This is a genomic window from Haloferax sp. Atlit-6N (assembly GCF_003383195.1).
Taxonomy (GTDB): Archaea; Halobacteriota; Halobacteria; order Halobacteriales; family Haloferacaceae; genus Haloferax; species Haloferax gibbonsii.
Genome location: NZ_QEQJ01000002.1, coordinates 313,919 through 331,395 on the forward strand (window position 1 = coordinate 313,919; position 17,477 = coordinate 331,395).

Genomic DNA, 17,477 nt, shown 5'->3' on the forward strand with positions numbered 1-17,477 from the left:
ATCGTATCGGGGTCGACCGGGTCGTCGCCCGACTCAGTCGCCGTCCTCTGCGAGTTCGTCGAGCGTCATCGCGTGGGTCGCCGCGTTCTGGAGCGCGTCCGAGCGGCCGTAGCTCCCGGGCGCGATGGCGACCGTCCGCAGGCCGTAGGCGTTGGCCGTCTCCAAGGCGGGCTTGAAGTCGGTGTCCCGCGAGGCGACCGCGATGACGTCGGCGCGGTCCTCGACGGCGTACCGGGTGAGGTCGACCGCGAGCTTCACGTCCACGTCGCCGCTCGTGACGACGACCTCGAAGCCGCGCGCCTCGGCCGCCTGAATCAGCCCCGGCGTGGCGTGTTCGTCGAGGTAGAGCCGCGCCGCGCTCACCTGTCCGCCGAGGGAGCGAGCCGCCGCCCGGATGTCGTCTAAGTCCACGTCGAACTCGTCGCGGAGGACGTTCGGCCCGTCCACGAAGAGCGCCACTCGGCCCGACGGGAGCCCGTCGGGACCGACCAACCGCCGCAGGAGGTCCATACACCACCTCGCCCGGTTTCGGGTTTATAAATTTCGAGGGAGGGGCGACCGAAGCAGGAACGACGATTCGAGAATCTGTCGAGGATTTATTTTGGTTTACGGGTTCGTTCCGAATCCCCTTTGAAGAACAGGCTGAAATTGAAATTTCAGTCAAGCTAACAAATATTGCCACGGTCTCCCGAGTCATGTGTGCCCATGGCAGGCACACCGAACTTCGACAGACGAACCTTCCTGAAGCTCGCCGCGGCCGCCGGGTTGACCGGCGCGGCAGGCGTGACCACCGCGACGCCCGGTCGGTCCCCCGGGCCGAAGAAAGAAGAGATTCTCGTCGGCGTCTCGAAGACGGCCGACAGTCCGCGCAAGGCCGTGGAAAAGCACGTCCCCGGCAACGCGACGGTCGTCCACGAGAACAAGACCCTCAGTTACGTGGCGGTCAAGTTCCCGTCGGTCACCGCCGACCGCGCCCGCGAGAACTTCATCTCGGCGGTCACGAAGCGCGACGAGGTGAAGTACGCGGAGAAGAACGTCACCCACCAGGCGCTCTACACGACGAACGACCCGCAGTACGGCAGTCAGTACGCGCCCCAGCAGGTGAACGCCGACACCGCGTGGGACACCACGCTCGGCAGCGCCGACGTGACCGTCGCCGTGGTCGACCAGGGAGTCAAGTACGACCACCCCGACCTCTCGGCGCAGTTCGGCTCCGACAAGGGCCAGGACTTCGTCGACGCCGACGGCGACCCGTATCCGGACGTGCTCGCCGACGAGTACCACGGAACCCACGTCGCCGGCATCGCCGCCGGCACCACCGACAACAGCGAGGGCATCGGCGGCATCAGCGACTCCTCGCTCCTCTCGGGGCGGGCGCTCTCCGAGTCCGGCAGCGGCTCGACGAGCGACATCGCCGACGCCATCGAGTGGGCCGCGGACCAGGGCGCGGACGTCATCAACCTCTCGCTCGGCGGGGGCGGTTACACGTCCACGATGAAGAACGCCGTGTCGTACGCGACCCAGCAGGGGAGCCTCGTCGTCGCCGCCGCCGGCAACGACGGGAGCGGGAGCGTGTCGTACCCCGCCGCCTACAGCGAGTGCGTCGCCGTCTCCGCGCTCGACCCCGACGAGACGCTGGCGTCGTACTCGAACTACGGCACCGACATCGACCTCGCCGCGCCGGGGACGAACGTCCTCTCGTGTTGGACGACCGATACCGAGTACAAGGAGATCTCCGGCACGTCGATGGCGACGCCGGTGGTCTCGGGGGTCGCCGGGCTCACGCTCGCCGTCTACGACCTCTCGCCGGCCGACCTGCGGAGCCAGCTCAAGAACACCGCGGTCGACGTCGGCCTCTCCGAGAACGAACAGGGAGCGGGCCGCGTCGACGCCGCGAACGCCGTCACAACCGAGCCGGGAAGCGGCGGCGGTGGCGGCGGTGGCGGCGACTCGACCACCTCGACCATCGACGACTCGCTGTCGTCGTCGGCCGACTCCGACTGCTGGAGCTACGCGTGGGAGTACGGCTCGCCGTCGCAGGTCGTCGTCGACCTCAGCGGGCCGTCGAGCGCCGACTTCGACCTCTACGTCAACGAGGGCTCGGGGACGTGCCCCACGACCGGGTCGTACGACTACCGCTCGTGGACCACGGACAGCGAAGAGCAGATCGTCATCGACGACCCCGACACGTCGGCCGACCTCTCGGTGCTGGTCGACAGCTACTCCGGCGGCGGCAGCTACACCGTGACCGTCACGGAAAAGGAGTAACCGCGACCGCCGACTCGGTGGCGGGACCGGACCGATAGCCGACTTCATGAGCAGGTGACCGCCGCGCCCGCGACGCGTCGCGCGGCGTCACATTCCGGTTCTGCGGAACCTCGCGATGCGCTGATGCGACCGGAACGCGTAGTCTCACCTATGGGTGGGGACGAACCGACGGTCACCGTGGGGATTCTGGGATTCCACGACAGCAGGGAGACGAAAGCCATCAGCAACGCGGTCAGGGCGCTCGGCCACGAGGCCGTCTGGTTGCACGAGGAGGCGGTCGGAATCGACGTGTCGCCGTCGGGCGTCGCGCTCGACCCCGACGTCGACGTGGTGGTCAACCGGCTCCTGCTGTCGAAGTCGACGAGCCCGCTCGAAGACCTCTCTATCGCCAGTTGCTACGCCGCCGTTCGGCCCGTGCTCAACGACCCGCGGAGCGTCCTCTTCGCCGTCCACAAGCACGCGACGGGGAGCAGGCTGGCCGCCGCGGGCGTCCCGGTGCCGCACACGTACATGGCCACCGCGGACGCCAGGCTGAACGCCGCGCGAGAGGGGTTCGGGACGCCGGTCGTCTACAAGACTGCCGTCGGGACCAACGGCGGGGGGACGTGGCTGGTCGACCACGACCGGGCCGTCTCGGCGACCGTCGACGGCCGGCGAGCGTTCATTCAGGAGTACGTCGACGCGAGCGAACGCCACCGCGACCTCCGAATCTATATCGTCGACGACGAGGTCGTCGGCGCGATGTACCGCTACGCCCCGGCGGGCGACTGGCGCACGAACGTCGCGCTCGGCGGCGACGTCGAGGACGCGACGGAGGAACTCCCGCCGGAGGCCGCGGGAACGGCGCTCCGGGCGGCGAGGGCGCTCGGTCTCGACTACGCCGGCGTCGACCTCATCGAGAGCGACGACGGCTGGGTCGTCCTCGAAGTCAACCCGACCGCGGGGTTCCGCGGGCTCTTCCGCGCCACCGGTCGGTCGCCCGCGGCGGCCATCGCCCGCCTCGCAATCGAGCGCGCCGGCGGGCGCGTCGACCCGGCGCTCGTCGAACGGGTCGAGCGCTCTCTCGACGGGACGCGACCGGCAGACGCCCCTTCGGGAATCCGCGACGAGCGGGTCCCCGTCGTCGGCCACGCGGAGCGCGTGACCGTCACCGGCGTCAGCGGGTCGAAAGCGGTGCTCGCGCGCATCGACACCGCCGCGTCGACGACGCGAATCGACCCCCGGTTGGCGGCCGACCTCGGTACCGAGCCGCCGGACGTGGTTGACGACGGCGCGCCCCCGCGGGTGGATATCGTGGTCGAACTCGCGGGGGAACGGCGGACCGTGACCGCGGTGCTCGACGAGGACGTGGGTCCGGAGACGCCGCTTCGAATCGGCCGGGACCTGCTCCGCGACTACTACGTCGACGTGCGCCGGGGCGTCCGCGGCGACGCGGGTGACTAATCAAACCGGATATATCAAGCCATTCCGTTAATTGGCTCCACTTCCTATGACGACTGCGCCCCGTCCCCGATTCGAGAAGCCGTACTCACGCGACACGATTCGTTTCGACGACCCACCCGCGCTCGATAGCGTGGCCGTGTCGCGTCACGTCCCACGCCGGTCGCAACCCAACAGCCGGCGCACGGCGCGTCGAATCGACCACCGGACGCGGGCCATTCTCCGAAAACCGACCGACGGCGAGCGGACGGTTTCCCGTGGGAAACAATCACGATGTAGTTTATAATGATTTACTAAACGCGTCGCCGGGTTTTATGTATCTCATTAACATATAATGGAGTATGTCCGAGACAGCGTCCAGAAATAATTCGAATACGTTCACAATCGTAAACGAGGTAAACGACCACGGTGCGGCGACCCTCCGCGGCGACAACGGGTCGACGTACCACGTCACCTCCTACGAGAACAGCACCTTCCGCGACTACCTCGCGAACCACCACGCCGGCGACCGCGTGCGGATGGACATCGAGCGGGCCGGCGTTCGCGCGAACGTCTGGCAGGTGTCGGCGCTCTACCCCGGCGCTAACGAGTGACGCCGCGGGCCGCGGACGCTCACACGCGGTTTGTGACCAATCGGTCGGCCGACCTCCGCGCAGACGGCCCGACCGCTGTCGCGGCGGTGGGACGAAAAACGGTGGTCGAAACCGGGCGCTACTCGTAGACTTCGAGGACTTTGCCGGCCGCGATGGTCTGTCCCATGTCGCGGATGGCGAAGCTCCCGAGTTCGGCGATTTCTGACGACGGTTCGATGCTGAGCGGCTTCTGGGGACGCAGCGTGACGACGGCGGCGTCGCCGGCCTTGATGAAGTCCGGCTCTTCCTCTGCGACCTCGCCCGACGCGGGGTCGAGCTTCTGGTCGAGCGACTCGAACGTACAGGCGACCTGCGCCGTGTGCGCGTGGATGACCGGCGTGTAGCCCGCGGTGATGACCGACGGGTGTTGCATGACCACGATTTGCGCCTTGAACGTCTTGGCGACCGACGGCGGGTCGTCGGCCGGGCCGCAGACGTCGCCGCGGCGGATGTCGTCCTTGCCGACGCCGCGGACGTTGAAGCCGACGTTGTCGCCGGGGCCCGCCTCCGGGACCTCCTCGTGGTGCATCTCGATGGTCTTCACCTCGCCACCCGCGTCAGAGGGCATGAACCGGACGTTGTCGCCGGTCTTGAGAATCCCCGTCTCGACGCGGCCGACCGGGACTGTCCCGATGCCGGAGATGGTGTACACGTCCTGAATCGGGACGCGGAGCGGCGCGTCCGTCGGCGGCGACGGCTCTGGGAGGTTGTTGAGTGACTCCAGTACGGTCGGCCCGTCGAACCACGGCATGTTCTCCGAGGGCTCGGAGATGTTGTCGCCCTCGAACGCCGAGATGGGGATGAAACCGGCGTCGTCGGAGTTGAACCGTACCTGGTTCAGGAGCTGTTGGACCTCCTCTTTGACCTGCTTGTAGGAGTCCTCGCTGTAGTCGACGACGTCCATCTTGTTGACCGCGATGATGAGTTCCTCGATGCCGAGCGTTCGAGCGAGGAAGACGTGCTCGCGGGTCTGCGGCGCGACGCCGTCGTCGGCGGCGACGACGAGAATCGCGTGGTCGGCCTGCGACGCGCCCGTAATCATGTTCTTCACGAAGTCGCGGTGGCCGGGCGTGTCCACGATGGTGAAGTAGTACTTGTCCGTGTCGAAGCGCTGGTGGGCGATGTCGATGGTGACGCCGCGTTCGCGCTCCTCGGCGAGGTTGTCCATCACGTAGGCGAACTCGAAGCCCGACTTCCCCTTGGACGCCGCCTCCTCGCGGTGCTGTTCGATGATGTGTTCCGGGACGCTGCCTGTCTCGAACAGGAGCCGGCCGACGAGCGTGGATTTCCCGTGGTCGACGTGTCCGATGATGGCTAGGTTCTGGTGTGGTTTGTCTGCCATGGGTATCAGGGCGGTGTCGCCCAGTTTGGTAGAATATGACACCCAAAGGTAAATCCGTTTTCCCGGCTCGAAGCGCGTCTCGCGCCGGTTCGGACGAGTCGAGGAAACGGGTTATCAGGGGACGCGAAAACTCAGGAAATCAGTCATGTCGCGGCGCAGTCGGGCGAACCGAGAGGAGAACCGAACCCCGACGAACCACTCAGAACCCGCGCATCGCGGCGGCCATGTCGGCGAAGGTGGCCGTGCGGCGAACGGACTGCTCGTGAGCGTCGGACACGTCGGTGTTATCTTTTACAACAATCATAGTAACTAATTGTATCGGATGGGTAATAAATCTACCCCCGGAGACGACGGACGTCGGGTACCGCGCGGACCACCGTCCGAACAATATCAAAGGATAAAGTGCTCTCCACCCCGAGGTAGTGGCATGGCTGGCGAGGATATCGACGACGTGGACAAGGCGATTCTGTACGCGCTCCAAGAGGACGCCCGGAACATGTCGTCCGGCGACATCGCGAAGCGAACGGGAACCTCGGACAGCACCGTCCGCAAGCGCATCCAGCGACTCGAATCCGACGGCGTCGTCAAGGGCTACAGCGCGAGCGTCGACTATGGGAAGTCGGGCTATCCCCTCCGAATGCTGCTCTACTGCACCGCCTCGATTCCCAAGCGGGGCGAGCTCGTCCCCGAGATTCTGGAGATGGACGGGGTCGTGGCCGTCCAAGAACTGGTCACCGGCGAACAGAACCTCCTCGTCACCGCCGTCGGCGAGACGGACGGCGACATCACGTCTATCGCGCAGGAACTCCTCGATATGGGACTCACCGTCGCCGACGAGGTGCTCGTCCGCACGCACGAGACGACGCCGTTCGGGAAGTTCGACGCCGAGAGACACGCCGAAAACGACTCCTGAGCGGGCGCGCGCACGATATCCTCGCGACGAACGGGTCGTTCACGAATCGAACGGAGCGTTCACGAATCGAACGGAGCGTTCACGAATCGAACGGAGCGTTCACGAATCGGTCACCGAGCCCGACGAGCGACCGCAGCCACGGGTCGTCGCGGAACGTCGCCCCCGTGTAAATCGTCGCCGACACTCGGTCGTCGAACGGGCGGATAGTACGATACGAGGGTCGAAAAGAGCGTTCTAAGCCGATTTTGCCTCTCCAGGGCCGGCTGTTCGAGTCGTCCCGCACTCGCAAAACCATAATGTTCTATAATGGCTAATTTGCGAACGATTTGTGAATGTAGGTAGATTTAATAGACAATCTGTTCTCGGATGGGTGTAAGGACGACCAGTATCGGACGCCGAACGCGTTTCGGTGACCGTTCTGGTCAACGACGAATCGAACGATGTCAGGACACAGCTCGAAACCGACGGTCGGAGCACTCCCGGACGCGGTGGCGGACTCGCCACTCGCGCCCGTCGCACTAACGAAGCTCGTGTGGGCGCTGTTCGCCGCGAGCGTCGCCGTGCTCTTCGCCCGAGTCCGACTCGGCGGCGCGTGGGAGGTTCCCGGCGTCGTCGCCGTCGACGGCCTGACCGTGCTGCTGTGGGTGGTCGTGACGTTCTTCAGCGGCATCGTCCACAGCTACTCGCGCCGCTACATGGCCGGCAGTCGCCACGAGACGAGCTTCTTCGCCACCGTGTTCGGCTTCACGGTCGCCGTGATGGGACTCGTCGCGGCCGACCACGTCGCGCTGTTCTGGCTGCTCTGGCTGACGATGGGACTGGCAATGGCGAAACTCATCGGCATCATCGACGGCTGGAATCAAGCGCAGGCCGCCGCGAGCGTCGCTCGCAGGTACTTCCTCGCCAGTAGCGCGTTCCTCGGCGTCGCGCTCGCGGCCCTCTGGTGGGCGACCGGCGCGACGACGGTCTCCGGCATCGCCGCGAGCGCCGACGGGCTCGGCGGGCCGGTGTGGCTTCTCGCCTGTGCCGCGCTCGTCCTCGCGGCGATGATTCAGTCCGCGCTCGTCCCGTTCCACGGCTGGCTGCTCTCGTCGATGACCGCCCCGACGCCCGCCTCCGCGCTGATGCACGCCGGGTTCGTCAACGCGGGCGGCATCCTGCTGCTTCGGTTCGCCCCGGTCGTGACCCTCGACGCCACGCTCATGCTCGGCATCGTGGCCGTCGGCGCGACGAGCGCCCTGCTCGGAAAGCTGCTCAAGAACGTCCAGTCGGACGTCAAGAGCGAACTCGGCTGTTCGACCATCGGACAGATGGGCTTCATGATTATGCAGGCCGGCCTCGGCTTCTTCGGAGCCGCCATCACCCACCTCATCCTGCACGGATTCTACAAGGCGTACCACTTCCTCAGCGCGGGCGCGGCGGTCGAACACACCGCCCCGACGGACCACGGCGCCCACGAGACCGGTGTCGCGGGCGCGGTCGTCGTCCTGGCGACCGGGCTGGCCGGCGGCGCGCTGTTCGCGGCGCTCACCGGGAAGGGAACGCACCTCGACAGCGGGCTCCTGCTCGTGACGTTCGTCGTGCTCACCACGCTGCACGCGGCCCGCAACGTCGTCGCGCACGCCTCGCTTCCGACGACAGTCCGCTACGGCGCGGTCCCGCTCGTCTTCTTGCCGGCAATCACCGTCTACGCGCTCGCCTACGAGGCGGTTTCGAGCCTCCTGTCCGGGCTGCCGGTCGTCGAGGCACCGGCCGAACTGACCGCGCTCCACGCGCTCGTCGCCGGCGTCTTCCTCGTCGTCTACGCCGCGATAGAACTCGGCGTCCACGAGCGCAGCCACCGCCTCTACGTCGCGCTGTTGAACGCGAGCCAACCCGCCTCCAGCACCGTGCTGACCGCCACGGAGGACTACAATGAGTACTGAACACACCATCGAAGACAGCATCGACAAAGCGGCGACGACCGTCGGTTCGGTCTGGCCGATTCACTCGTTCGTGACGGCCAACCCGCTTTCGGGATTCGAAGACATGCCGTTCCACGAGGCCGTCACCCAGGCCGCTGACCTCGTCGGCGGTCGCGGCTACCCGACCCCCGAGACGTTCCGGGCGGCCCTCGACGACGGGCAAATCGACCCCGACGCGCTCGCCTCGGAACTGGCCGAGCGCGGCTACGACGACGACCCCGAAACGCTGCTGGAGCGCATGGACGCCGGCGTCGAGTCGGAGCCCTCGGACGCCGAGACTGACGCCGACACCGCGCGGGTCGACCGCGTGCTGACGAAGTGGCTGTCGGCGTTCCTCGACGAGGGACAGGCCCACTGGCCGATGCCGAACCGCGAAGACGGGTTCTACAGCGCCTTCCGGTCGATGGCCGCGTACGACGGGCAGATTCCCGACGACGGAATCGTCGCCGACCTACCCGAGTCGCCGGTCGAAACCGTCGAGGCCGCGCTGGAGTCGTATCCCCAGAGCCAGTGGGTCCCGATATTCGAGGAGCAACTCGCCGCGCTCCCCGGCTGGACCGGCTTCATCAAGCAACGCGCCGCCGACGGCGGCGAGTGGCAGTCCACGCACCCGATTACGCTCGAAGGCTACCTCGCGGCACGTCTCGCGCTCCTCGACGCGTTCGGCGTCGATGTCGAGCCGTCGACCGGTCCCGAACGCGGCGAGGCCGATGCGACCGACGAACTCGCCGACGCGTTCCTGAGCGCGTGGGAGGCGAGTTACCGCGGCGAGGTCGTCGACCGCGTCGCCGCCGAGAGCGAGGCCCTCGACGACAGCGGCTCCGCCGGTCGCCCGGACGCGCAGTTGGTCTTCTGTATCGACACGCGCTCCGAGGTCATCCGCCGCCACATCGAGGACACCGGCGACTACGAGACCCACGGCTACGCCGGCTTCTTCGGCATCCCGATGGAGTACCAGGGCTACGACGCCGAGGTGGCGGTCGACGCCTGTCCCCCGATTGTCGACCCGCAGCACCACGTCTCCGAGGTCCCGACCGACACGGAGACGAAGGCGAGCCACGACCGCTGGTCGCGCTTCCGCGAGACCGCGGGCGAAGTCATCGAGTCGCTGAAGACCAACCCCGCTACCGCCTTCGGCTTCGTCGAGAGCGCCGGAAGCGGGTACGGACTGGCCCTCGCGGCCCGCACGCTCGTCCCCGGGCGCGTCTCCGACCTGCTGGGAACCGCCGACGACGCGGTCCCCGACAACCACGAGTTCTGCGACCAGGCCGTCCACCGGCAGCACTCCTACGTCGGCGACCTCCCGGTGGGGCTGACCGACGAGGAGAAAGTCGAGTACGCCGCGAACGCCTTCGGACTGATGGGCTGGGAGGAGTTCGGTCGCCTCGTCGTGTTCACCGGCCACGCCAGCGAGACGGCGAACAACCCGTTCGATTCGAGTCTGGACTGCGGTGCCTGCGCCGGCAACCCCGGCGGACCGAACGCCCGCGTCCTCGCGGCAATCTGCAACGACGAGACCGTCAAAGCCGAACTCCGCGACCGCGGGTTCGACATCCCCGAGGACACGGTGTTCGTCGCCGGCGAACACAACACGACGACCGACGAAATCGACCTGTTCGACGGCGACGTGCCCGAGAGCCACGCCGACGGCCTCGACCAGCTGCGCGCGGACCTCGCGGTCGCCCGGGAGAATGCGACCGCCGAGCGCGCCGAGTCGATGGGAGCCGACGGCTCCGCGGGCGTCAGGGAGACCGAGCGCCGCGCCGCCGACTGGGCCGAGACGCGTCCCGAGTGGGGACTGGCCGGCAACGCCGGCTTCGTCATCGGCCCCCGCGAACTGACGAGCGACCTCGACCTCGACGGCCGCGCGTTCCTCCACTCGTACAACCACTCGACGGACCCCGACGGCGACGCGCTCGAAGCGATTCTGACGGGCCCGATGGTCGTCACGCAGTGGATTAACGCCCAGTACTACTTCTCGACGGTCGACAACGCCGTCTACGGGAGCGGGTCGAAGGTGACCCAGAACCCCGTCGGCAACGTCGGCGTCTACCAGGGCAACGGCGGCGACCTGATGACCGGACTTCCGCTCCAGTCGCTGATGGCCGCTGACGACAGGCCGTACCACCAGCCGCTCCGCCTCTCGACGATTATCCACGCGCCGGTCGACCGCGTCTCCGACGTGCTGGCCGACCACGCGGAACTGACCGAACTGCTCGACAACGACTGGCTCTCGCTGACGATCGTCGACCCGACGCAGGACCACCGCGCCTTCCACTACGAGGAGGAACTGACGTGGACGCCGGCGTCCGAACAGATAGCCGCCGAGGTCGAAGCGCGTCCAGAGTCGCCGAACGCGCCCGCCGTCGCGGACGACTGACCGTCCTCGCGGACAGGCGGCAGCGACCCCGGTGACCTCCACTTTTCTGACTCTCTGTCACCGCCCAGTACGACGCGGATAGCGACCTCGCGGCACGTCGCAACTCCGTTTCGGAGTTCTGTATCGTAGTAGTCGGTTTATCGCTCCGAGCGCCGTCCAGGCCGCGACCGCTCCCGGACGGCAGATTTCGCCACCTGGTTGCGGGTTCGTGGTGTTTACCCCCGCAACTCGCCCCCAATTCATGCAAGATAATGAACAGACCGAGCGAACAGATACCAAAGCATTACTTATCGCAGTTCGCAGGGGCCTGTATGGGCCTTCGCAAGCCGCCGTTGTACGACGTCCACGCGGACGCCGGGGCGACGTTTACCGAGTTCGGCGGATGGGACATGCCTGTGGAGTACGACTCCATCAAGGCCGAACACGTGGCCGTCCGAGAATCGGTCGGCATCTTCGACGTTTCGCACATGAGCGAACTCGAGGTGTCCGGCCCGGACGCGACCGCGCTGATGCAGCGCCTGACGACGAACGACGTGACGGCCCTCGAACCGGGTGATTCGCAGTACTCGGCCATCGTGAACGACGAGGGCGTCATCATCGACGACACCGTCGTCTACCGACTCCCCGACCGCGACGAGCGGGTCTACCTCTTCATCCCGAACGCCGGCCACGACGAGGAGATGTACGACCGCTGGACCTCGTTCCGCGACGACTGGGACCTCGACGCCACCGTCGAAGACGTGACCGAGGACTGGGCGATGTTCGCGGTACAGGGCCCGGACGCTCTCGATTCGGTCACCGACGCCGCGCCCGACGCCGCCCTCGGCGACCTCTCGAAGTTCCAAGCGACGTTCGCCGACGTGGCGGGCGTCGAGTGCTGGGTTGCCCGGACGGGCTACACCGGCGAAGACGGCTTCGAGGTCCTCTGTCCGTGGGACGACGCCGAGACCGTCTGGTCGGCGCTCGACGCGACCCCCTGCGGGCTCGGCTCCCGCGACACGCTCCGACTGGAGATGGGCTACCTGCTCTCGGGACAGGACTTCGACCCCGAGACTGAGCCCCGGACCCCCTACGAGGCCGGCATCGGCTTCGTCGTCAAGCTCGACACCGAGTTCGTGGGCCGCGACGCCCTCGAACAGCAGTCCGAGGCCGGCGTCGACGAGACGTTCGTCGGCTTCGCCCTCCTCGACCGCGGCGTTCCCCGACACGGCTACGACATCGCCGACGCGGACGGCGAGGTCATCGGCGTCGTGACGAGCGGGACGATGAGCCCGACGCTGTCGGAGCCCATCGGCCTCGGCTACGTCCCCGTCGAGTACGCCGACGACGAGACCGAGATTTCGGTGCTCGTCCGCGGCCGCGAGAAGCGCGCAGTAATCGTGACACCTCCCTTCATCAACTGACAATGTTCGAAATCCCTGACGACCGGAAGTACCTGGAATCGCACGAATGGACCACCACCGAGGGCGACGCCGTCAAAATCGGCATCTCCGACTTCGCGCAGGACGAACTGGGCGACGTCGTCTTCGTCGAACTCCCCGCCGAGGGCGACGAACTCGCCGCCGGCGATGAGTTCGGCGTGGTCGAGAGCATCAAGGCCGTCTCGGACCTCTACGCTCCCATCTCGGGCACGGTCACGGCCGTCAACGAGGAGCTGTTCGACGCCCCGGAACTCCTCAACGACGACCCCTACGGCGACGGCTGGATGCTCGAAGTCGAACCGGCCGACGCGAGCGAGTTCGACGACCTCCTCTCTCCCGAGGAGTACCGCGAGCAGACGGAGTGAGATGACGGCTGGAAACGGACGGCGGGTCGGAAGCCCGTACGCCCCACACACCGACGCCGACGAGGAAGCGATGCTGAACGCCGTCGGCGTCGACAGCGCGGAAGCCCTCTTCGACATTCCCGATGAGGTCCGCTTCGACGGCGAGTTCGGCGTCCCCGGCACCGACGAACAGGAACTCAGGAACGCCATGGCCGACCTGTTCTCGCGCAACGAGGAGCTGACGGAGTTCCTCGGCCGCGGCCACCACGCTCACTACGTGCCGGCGCTGGTCGACGACCTCTCGCGGCGCTCCGAGTTCCTCACCTCGTACACGCAGTACCAGCCCGAAATCGCGCAGGGCTTCCTGCAGGTGCTGTTCGAGTACCAGTCGATGCTGGTCGAACTGACCGGGCTCCCGGTCGCCAACTGCTCGATGTACGACGCCGCGACGGCGCTCGCCGAGGCCGCGCTCCTCGCGAACCGCCTCCGCCGCGGCGCGAGCGGCCACCGCGTGCTCGTCCCCGAACACCTCCACGAGGGCCGTCTCGGCGTCTTGGAGAACTACCTCGACGGCGCGGAGATGGAAATCGGCGAGTACCCGATGGACGACGGCGCGGTCGACGTCGAGGCCCTCGCGGACCTCGTCGACGACGAGACCGTGATGGTCTACGCCGAGACCCCGACGGTCCGCGGCGTCATCGAGGAGCGACTCGCCGACATCGGCGACCTCGCCCACGACAACGACGCGCTGTTCTGTCTCGGCAGCGACCTCGTGGCGCTCGCCCTGCTCGAAGAGCCCGCGAGCGTCGGTGCCGACGTGGTCGTCGGCGAGGCCGGCGCGCTCGGCCTCGGAACGTCCTACGGCATGGGCCTCGGTATCTTCGCCACCCGCGAGGAGTACCTCCGGCAGGTCCCCGGCCGGCTCGTCGGCGTCTCCGAGGACAGCGCGGATATGCGGGCGTTCACGCTGACGCTCCAGACCCGCGAACAGCACATCCGCAAGGAGCGTGCGACCTCGAACATCTGTACGAATCAGGCGTGGGTCGCGCTCCGCACCGCCATGCACATGGCGTGGCTCGGCCCCGACCGCCTCGTCGACCTCGCCGAGCGGGCCGTCACCGACGCCCGCGACCTCGCGGCCCGGTTGGACGAGCTTTCGGGCGTCAAGGCCCCGCTCTACGACCGCCACCACTTCCGCGAGTTCGTCGTCCGGACGGACCAGCCCGCGCCCGCCATCACGAACGACCTCGCGGGCCGCGGCTTCGCGGTCCACGCCCTCGACGACCACCGCCTGCAGGTCTGTATCACCGACGCGAACGCCGACGCCGCGGACGGACTGGTCGCGGCCTTCGAGGAGGTCATCTGATGAACTTCGACCAAGCCCGATTCAGCCGCGACGACGAGTACGAACCGCTCCTGTCCGAGAAGGACAGCACGACCGTCGAGGTCGATTCCGAGGGCGTCCTCCCCGACGACCTGACCCGCGACGAACTGACGCTGCCGGCGCTGTCTGAGCCGCAACTGGCGCGCCACTACACGCGCCTGTCGCAGATGAACTACAGCGTCGAACTCGGACCGTACCCGCTGGGGTCGTGTACGATGAAGTACAACCCCTCGTTCACGGAGGACGTGGCCGCGGACCCCAACGCCGGGGTGCACCCCGACCGCTCCGACCGGACGATTCAGGGGACGCTCGGCCTCCTGCACGGCCTGCAGGAGTACCTCGCTGACATCGGCGGCATGGACGCCGTGACGCTCCAGCCCCCGGCGGGCGCAGCGGGCGAGTTCACGGGCATCCTCGTCGCCAAGGCGTACCACGAGTCGCGCGACGACGACCGCTCGGAGATTATCATCCCCTCGTCGGCCCACGGGACGAACTTCGCGTCGGCCGCGATGGCCGGCTACGACGTGGTCGAACTCCCGTCCGACGACGACGGCCGCGTCGACATGGAGGCGCTCGACGCCGCCATCTCCGAGGAGACGGCCGCGCTCATGCTCACGAACCCCAACACGCTCGGGCTGTTCGAGCGCGACATCGTCGACATCGCCGAGATGGTCCACGACGCGGGCGGCCTGCTGTACTACGACGGCGCGAACCTCAACGCGCTGCTCGGCCGCGCCCGCCCCGGCGACATGGGCTTCGACATCATGCACTACAACGTCCACAAGACGTTCGCCACGCCCCACGGCGGCGGCGGCCCCGGTGCCGGCCCGGTCGGCGTGGTCGAAGAGCTCGCGGAGTTCCTCCCGAGTCCGATGGTCCGCGAGACGGCCGCCGGCTACGAGCAGTACGAACCCGAGTCGTCTATCGGCAAGGTCCACGGCTTCGCCGGCAACTGGCTCGTCCTCGTGAAGGCGTACGCCTACATCGCCCGCCTCGGCGACGCGGGCCTCGCGGACGCCAGCGCCAAGGCCGTCCTCAACGCCAACTACCTCGCCTCGCAGATAGACCTCGAAGTCCCGTACGGACCGTTCCACCACGAGTTCGCGGCGACCTCGGGCGACCGCGACGCCGCCGACGTGGCGAAGCGCATGCTCGACTACGGCGTCCACCCGCCGACGACGAAGTGGCCCGAACTCGTCTCGCAGGCGATGCTCACGGAGCCGACGGAAGTCGAGGACAAGGCGTCGCTCGACGACCTCGCACACGCCTTCAACGCGGCGTACGCCGACTCCGACGAGGCGCTCGAAACCGCGCCCACGAAGACCAGCGCCCGCCGCATCGACCAGGTGTCCGCCGCGCGGAACCCGCGACTCTCGTGGCAGGCGCTCGGCGACGACGAATAACGAGAAAACCTCTTTTTCGCGGCTTACGCTTCCGCTTTCGCGTACGTCTCGATGTCGTCCGTGATGTGGATGTAGCCGTAGTCGCACTCCGTGCAGTGCCACTTCGTCTTCGTGCCGAGGTGAATCTCCATGCTGGCGGCGAGGTAGAACGTGTCGTTGCCGCAAGCCGGGCATTCGCGCTGGATTTCGAGGTCGCTCATGGGGTCGAATCCGTGGTAGTCGTTGTTGAAGATATTGGTTCGCGGGCGGGAGCGAACCACGATAAACCAATTACGACGATATGAAATCCGTCTCGGCGGCCGAATGCCCGCAATGGCGAGCGCCGGCTCCAGCCTCCGCTGAAACCGTCCCGCCGACGGTAACTATCTGATATGATAATTTGGCACACAGAGCTTTACCCGGTCAGTCGCAGGTCGAGTACAGATGAGTCGGACAATTCTGTGCGTCGATAACGCCGACCGAGTCTCCTCGGTCGCCGCCGCAATCGATGCCGAAGAGACGTTCGAGGCAGTCGAAGCGACGACCGTCGAAGCCGCCCGCACGGCGCTCGACGAGCGCGCTGTCGTCTGCGTCGTGACCGGATACGAACTCGACGACGGGAGCGGGCTCGAAATCGCCCGCGCAATCCGTGAAACCGCGCCGCAAACGCCCTGCGTGTTGTTCACCGACGTGTCGCCCGGAGCGATAGACACCGCCTCCTTCGAGGAGGTGCTCTTGGAGTACATCAACCGCGACCTGCCGGACGCGCGCGACCGACTGACGTACGTCGTCGACGACGTTATCAATCACAGCGCGCAGGTGGGCTTCCTCAAGCCCGACGACGAAGAAGAGCGCCTCGACGCGCTCGCGTCCTACGACATCGACGAACTGCCCATCGAAGAGAGCTTCGACAGACTCACCGACCTGATAGCGAGCCACTTCGGGACGGCCATCGCGTTCATCGGCCTCGTCGAGGCGGAGGCGGAGGACATCGTCGCGTGCCACGGCGGCGACTGGGACCGACTGACCCGCGAAGACACCATCTGTACCCACAGCATGCTTCAGGAGGACGTGATGGTCGTCGAAGACATCCGCGAGGACAAGCGGTTCAGCGAGAATCCCCATCTCTCGAACCTCGGCATCCGCTCGTACGCCGGCGCGAACATGACCACGCCGGACGGGCACGTCATCGGCCAAGTGTGTCTCATCGACGACGTCGTCCGGACCTACGACGCCGAGGAGCGCCGCGAACTCCAGCAGTTCGCCGAGACCGCGATGGAAGTTCTCGAACTGCGGCAGTCCGTTCTCGAATCCCGCGCCGCGCCGGCGGAGGTCGGCCAATGAGCCTCTCGACCGCGGAGCCGTTCAGCGCCGGCGACATCGCACCGGACGGAATCGACAGCGGGACGAGCATCCTCCTCGTCGGGGACGACTCGGACGCGCTCGAATCGGTGTTCTATCGACTGGTCGCCGCGGAAGAAGACGAGCGAAGCGTCGTCTTGGCGACCGACGACGGCGGGCGTTCGGTCCGCCGCGCGCTCGACCGACAAGTGCGGGGAGCCCGTTCGCGCTCGTCTGTTCTCGCCGCCACCGGAGCGACCGGCGAGGGCGTCGAACCGATAAGTGACCTCGCCGACCTCACGAAACTCGGGATGAGCTACTCGATGCTCCTCTCGGAGTCCCAACAGGAGACCGCCCGGTTCCGGTCGGGAATCTTCCTCTGTTCGTCCATCTGCGAGGCCGTCGACGACGTGCGCTCGGTCTACCGGCTGTTGAACTCGAACTTCCTGTCCGAACTCCGCCGCGGCGAGGGCATCGGCGTCTGCGCGCTCGATACGAGCAGCGACATCGGCGCGAGCGTCCAGAGCGTCGTCGCCGGGATGAAGACCTCGTTCGGCGTCTGCATCGAGGTCGAAGCGACCGGCCGACGGGAGGCGACGCTCACCGTCTCGGGACTCGCCGGCGTCGACGAGACGCTCACCGTCTCGATATAGGCGGCCGACGAGC

15 protein-coding genes are annotated in these 17,477 nt (G+C 67.1%); 12 read left to right on the forward strand and 3 right to left on the reverse strand.

The window, feature by feature from the left end; all coding sequences use genetic code 11:
• Positions 1 to 33: 33 nt before the first annotated feature.
• Positions 34 to 510: an NYN domain-containing protein gene (locus DEQ92_RS10855; RefSeq protein WP_004975259.1), complete on the reverse strand. Its 477-nt coding sequence runs from the start codon at positions 508 to 510 to the stop codon at positions 34 to 36.
• 195 nt (positions 511 to 705) lie between these two features.
• Between DEQ92_RS10855 and DEQ92_RS10860 the strand changes: the two genes are divergently transcribed.
• The 3 genes from DEQ92_RS10860 to DEQ92_RS10870 all read left to right on the forward strand — a co-directional run bounded on the left by DEQ92_RS10860 (position 706) and on the right by DEQ92_RS10870 (position 4,301).
• A complete protein-coding gene (locus DEQ92_RS10860) occupies positions 706 to 2,268 on the forward strand; it encodes a S8 family peptidase (protein WP_115820760.1) in 1,563 nt (520 codons plus the stop codon).
• 150 nt (positions 2,269 to 2,418) lie between these two features.
• Positions 2,419 to 3,711, forward strand: a complete 1,293-nt coding sequence (locus DEQ92_RS10865; protein ID WP_004975267.1) for a RimK family alpha-L-glutamate ligase — start codon at positions 2,419 to 2,421, stop codon at positions 3,709 to 3,711.
• A 338-nt stretch (positions 3,712 to 4,049) separates the two neighbouring features.
• On the forward strand, positions 4,050 to 4,301 hold the full coding sequence (locus DEQ92_RS10870) for a hypothetical protein (RefSeq protein ID WP_004975269.1): 252 nt from the start codon (positions 4,050 to 4,052) through the stop codon (positions 4,299 to 4,301).
• A 118-nt stretch (positions 4,302 to 4,419) separates the two neighbouring features.
• On the opposite strand, the gene tuf is transcribed toward DEQ92_RS10870, so the two are convergent.
• Positions 4,420 to 5,682 (reverse strand): translation elongation factor EF-1 subunit alpha, encoded by a 1,263-nt coding sequence (tuf, locus tag DEQ92_RS10875; protein WP_004975270.1) that lies wholly within the window; start codon positions 5,680 to 5,682, stop codon positions 4,420 to 4,422.
• Positions 5,683 to 6,109: 427 nt separating this feature from the next.
• Between tuf and DEQ92_RS10880 the strand changes: the two genes are divergently transcribed.
• From DEQ92_RS10880 to gcvPB, 7 genes are all read left to right on the forward strand, one after another.
• On the forward strand, positions 6,110 to 6,595 hold the full coding sequence (locus DEQ92_RS10880; protein WP_004975272.1) for an Lrp/AsnC family transcriptional regulator: 486 nt from the start codon (positions 6,110 to 6,112) through the stop codon (positions 6,593 to 6,595).
• A 440-nt stretch (positions 6,596 to 7,035) separates the two neighbouring features.
• Positions 7,036 to 8,520 (forward strand): proton-conducting transporter membrane subunit, encoded by a 1,485-nt coding sequence (locus DEQ92_RS10885; protein WP_115820761.1) that lies wholly within the window; start codon positions 7,036 to 7,038, stop codon positions 8,518 to 8,520.
• Positions 8,510 to 10,939, forward strand: a complete 2,430-nt coding sequence (locus DEQ92_RS10890) for a DUF2309 domain-containing protein (protein ID WP_115820762.1) — start codon at positions 8,510 to 8,512, stop codon at positions 10,937 to 10,939. Before DEQ92_RS10885 ends, DEQ92_RS10890 begins: the two co-directional genes overlap by 11 nt.
• Before the next feature lie 311 nt (positions 10,940 to 11,250).
• Positions 11,251 to 12,342: a glycine cleavage system aminomethyltransferase GcvT gene (gcvT, locus tag DEQ92_RS10895; RefSeq protein ID WP_115820763.1), complete on the forward strand. Its 1,092-nt coding sequence runs from the start codon at positions 11,251 to 11,253 to the stop codon at positions 12,340 to 12,342.
• Between the two features lie 2 nt (positions 12,343 to 12,344).
• Complete coding sequence (gcvH, locus tag DEQ92_RS10900) at positions 12,345 to 12,725, forward strand: glycine cleavage system protein GcvH (RefSeq protein WP_115820764.1); 381 nt, start codon at positions 12,345 to 12,347, stop codon at positions 12,723 to 12,725.
• Position 12,726: 1 nt separating this feature from the next.
• The gene (gcvPA, locus tag DEQ92_RS10905) at positions 12,727 to 14,070 is read left to right on the forward strand and encodes an aminomethyl-transferring glycine dehydrogenase subunit GcvPA (protein WP_049905084.1); all 1,344 of its coding nucleotides are present in this window, start codon (positions 12,727 to 12,729) and stop codon (positions 14,068 to 14,070) included.
• Positions 14,070 to 15,491, forward strand: a complete 1,422-nt coding sequence (gene gcvPB, locus DEQ92_RS10910; protein WP_004975284.1) for an aminomethyl-transferring glycine dehydrogenase subunit GcvPB — start codon at positions 14,070 to 14,072, stop codon at positions 15,489 to 15,491. The genes gcvPA and gcvPB overlap by 1 nt, the downstream gene beginning before the upstream one ends.
• 23 nt (positions 15,492 to 15,514) lie before the next feature.
• Here the strand turns inward: gcvPB and DEQ92_RS23865 are convergent, their stop codons facing one another.
• Positions 15,515 to 15,691 (reverse strand): hypothetical protein, encoded by a 177-nt coding sequence (locus DEQ92_RS23865; protein ID WP_004969725.1) that lies wholly within the window; start codon positions 15,689 to 15,691, stop codon positions 15,515 to 15,517.
• Positions 15,692 to 15,914: 223 nt separating this feature from the next.
• On the opposite strand from DEQ92_RS23865, the gene DEQ92_RS10920 reads away from it, so the two are divergent.
• Together DEQ92_RS10920 and DEQ92_RS10925 are read left to right on the forward strand one after the other, a co-directional pair.
• A complete protein-coding gene (locus tag DEQ92_RS10920; protein ID WP_115820765.1) occupies positions 15,915 to 16,814 on the forward strand; it encodes a GAF domain-containing protein in 900 nt (299 codons plus the stop codon).
• Complete coding sequence (locus DEQ92_RS10925; protein ID WP_004975293.1) at positions 16,811 to 17,464, forward strand: hypothetical protein; 654 nt, start codon at positions 16,811 to 16,813, stop codon at positions 17,462 to 17,464. Before DEQ92_RS10920 ends, DEQ92_RS10925 begins: the two co-directional genes overlap by 4 nt.
• Positions 17,465 to 17,477: the final 13 nt, after the last annotated feature.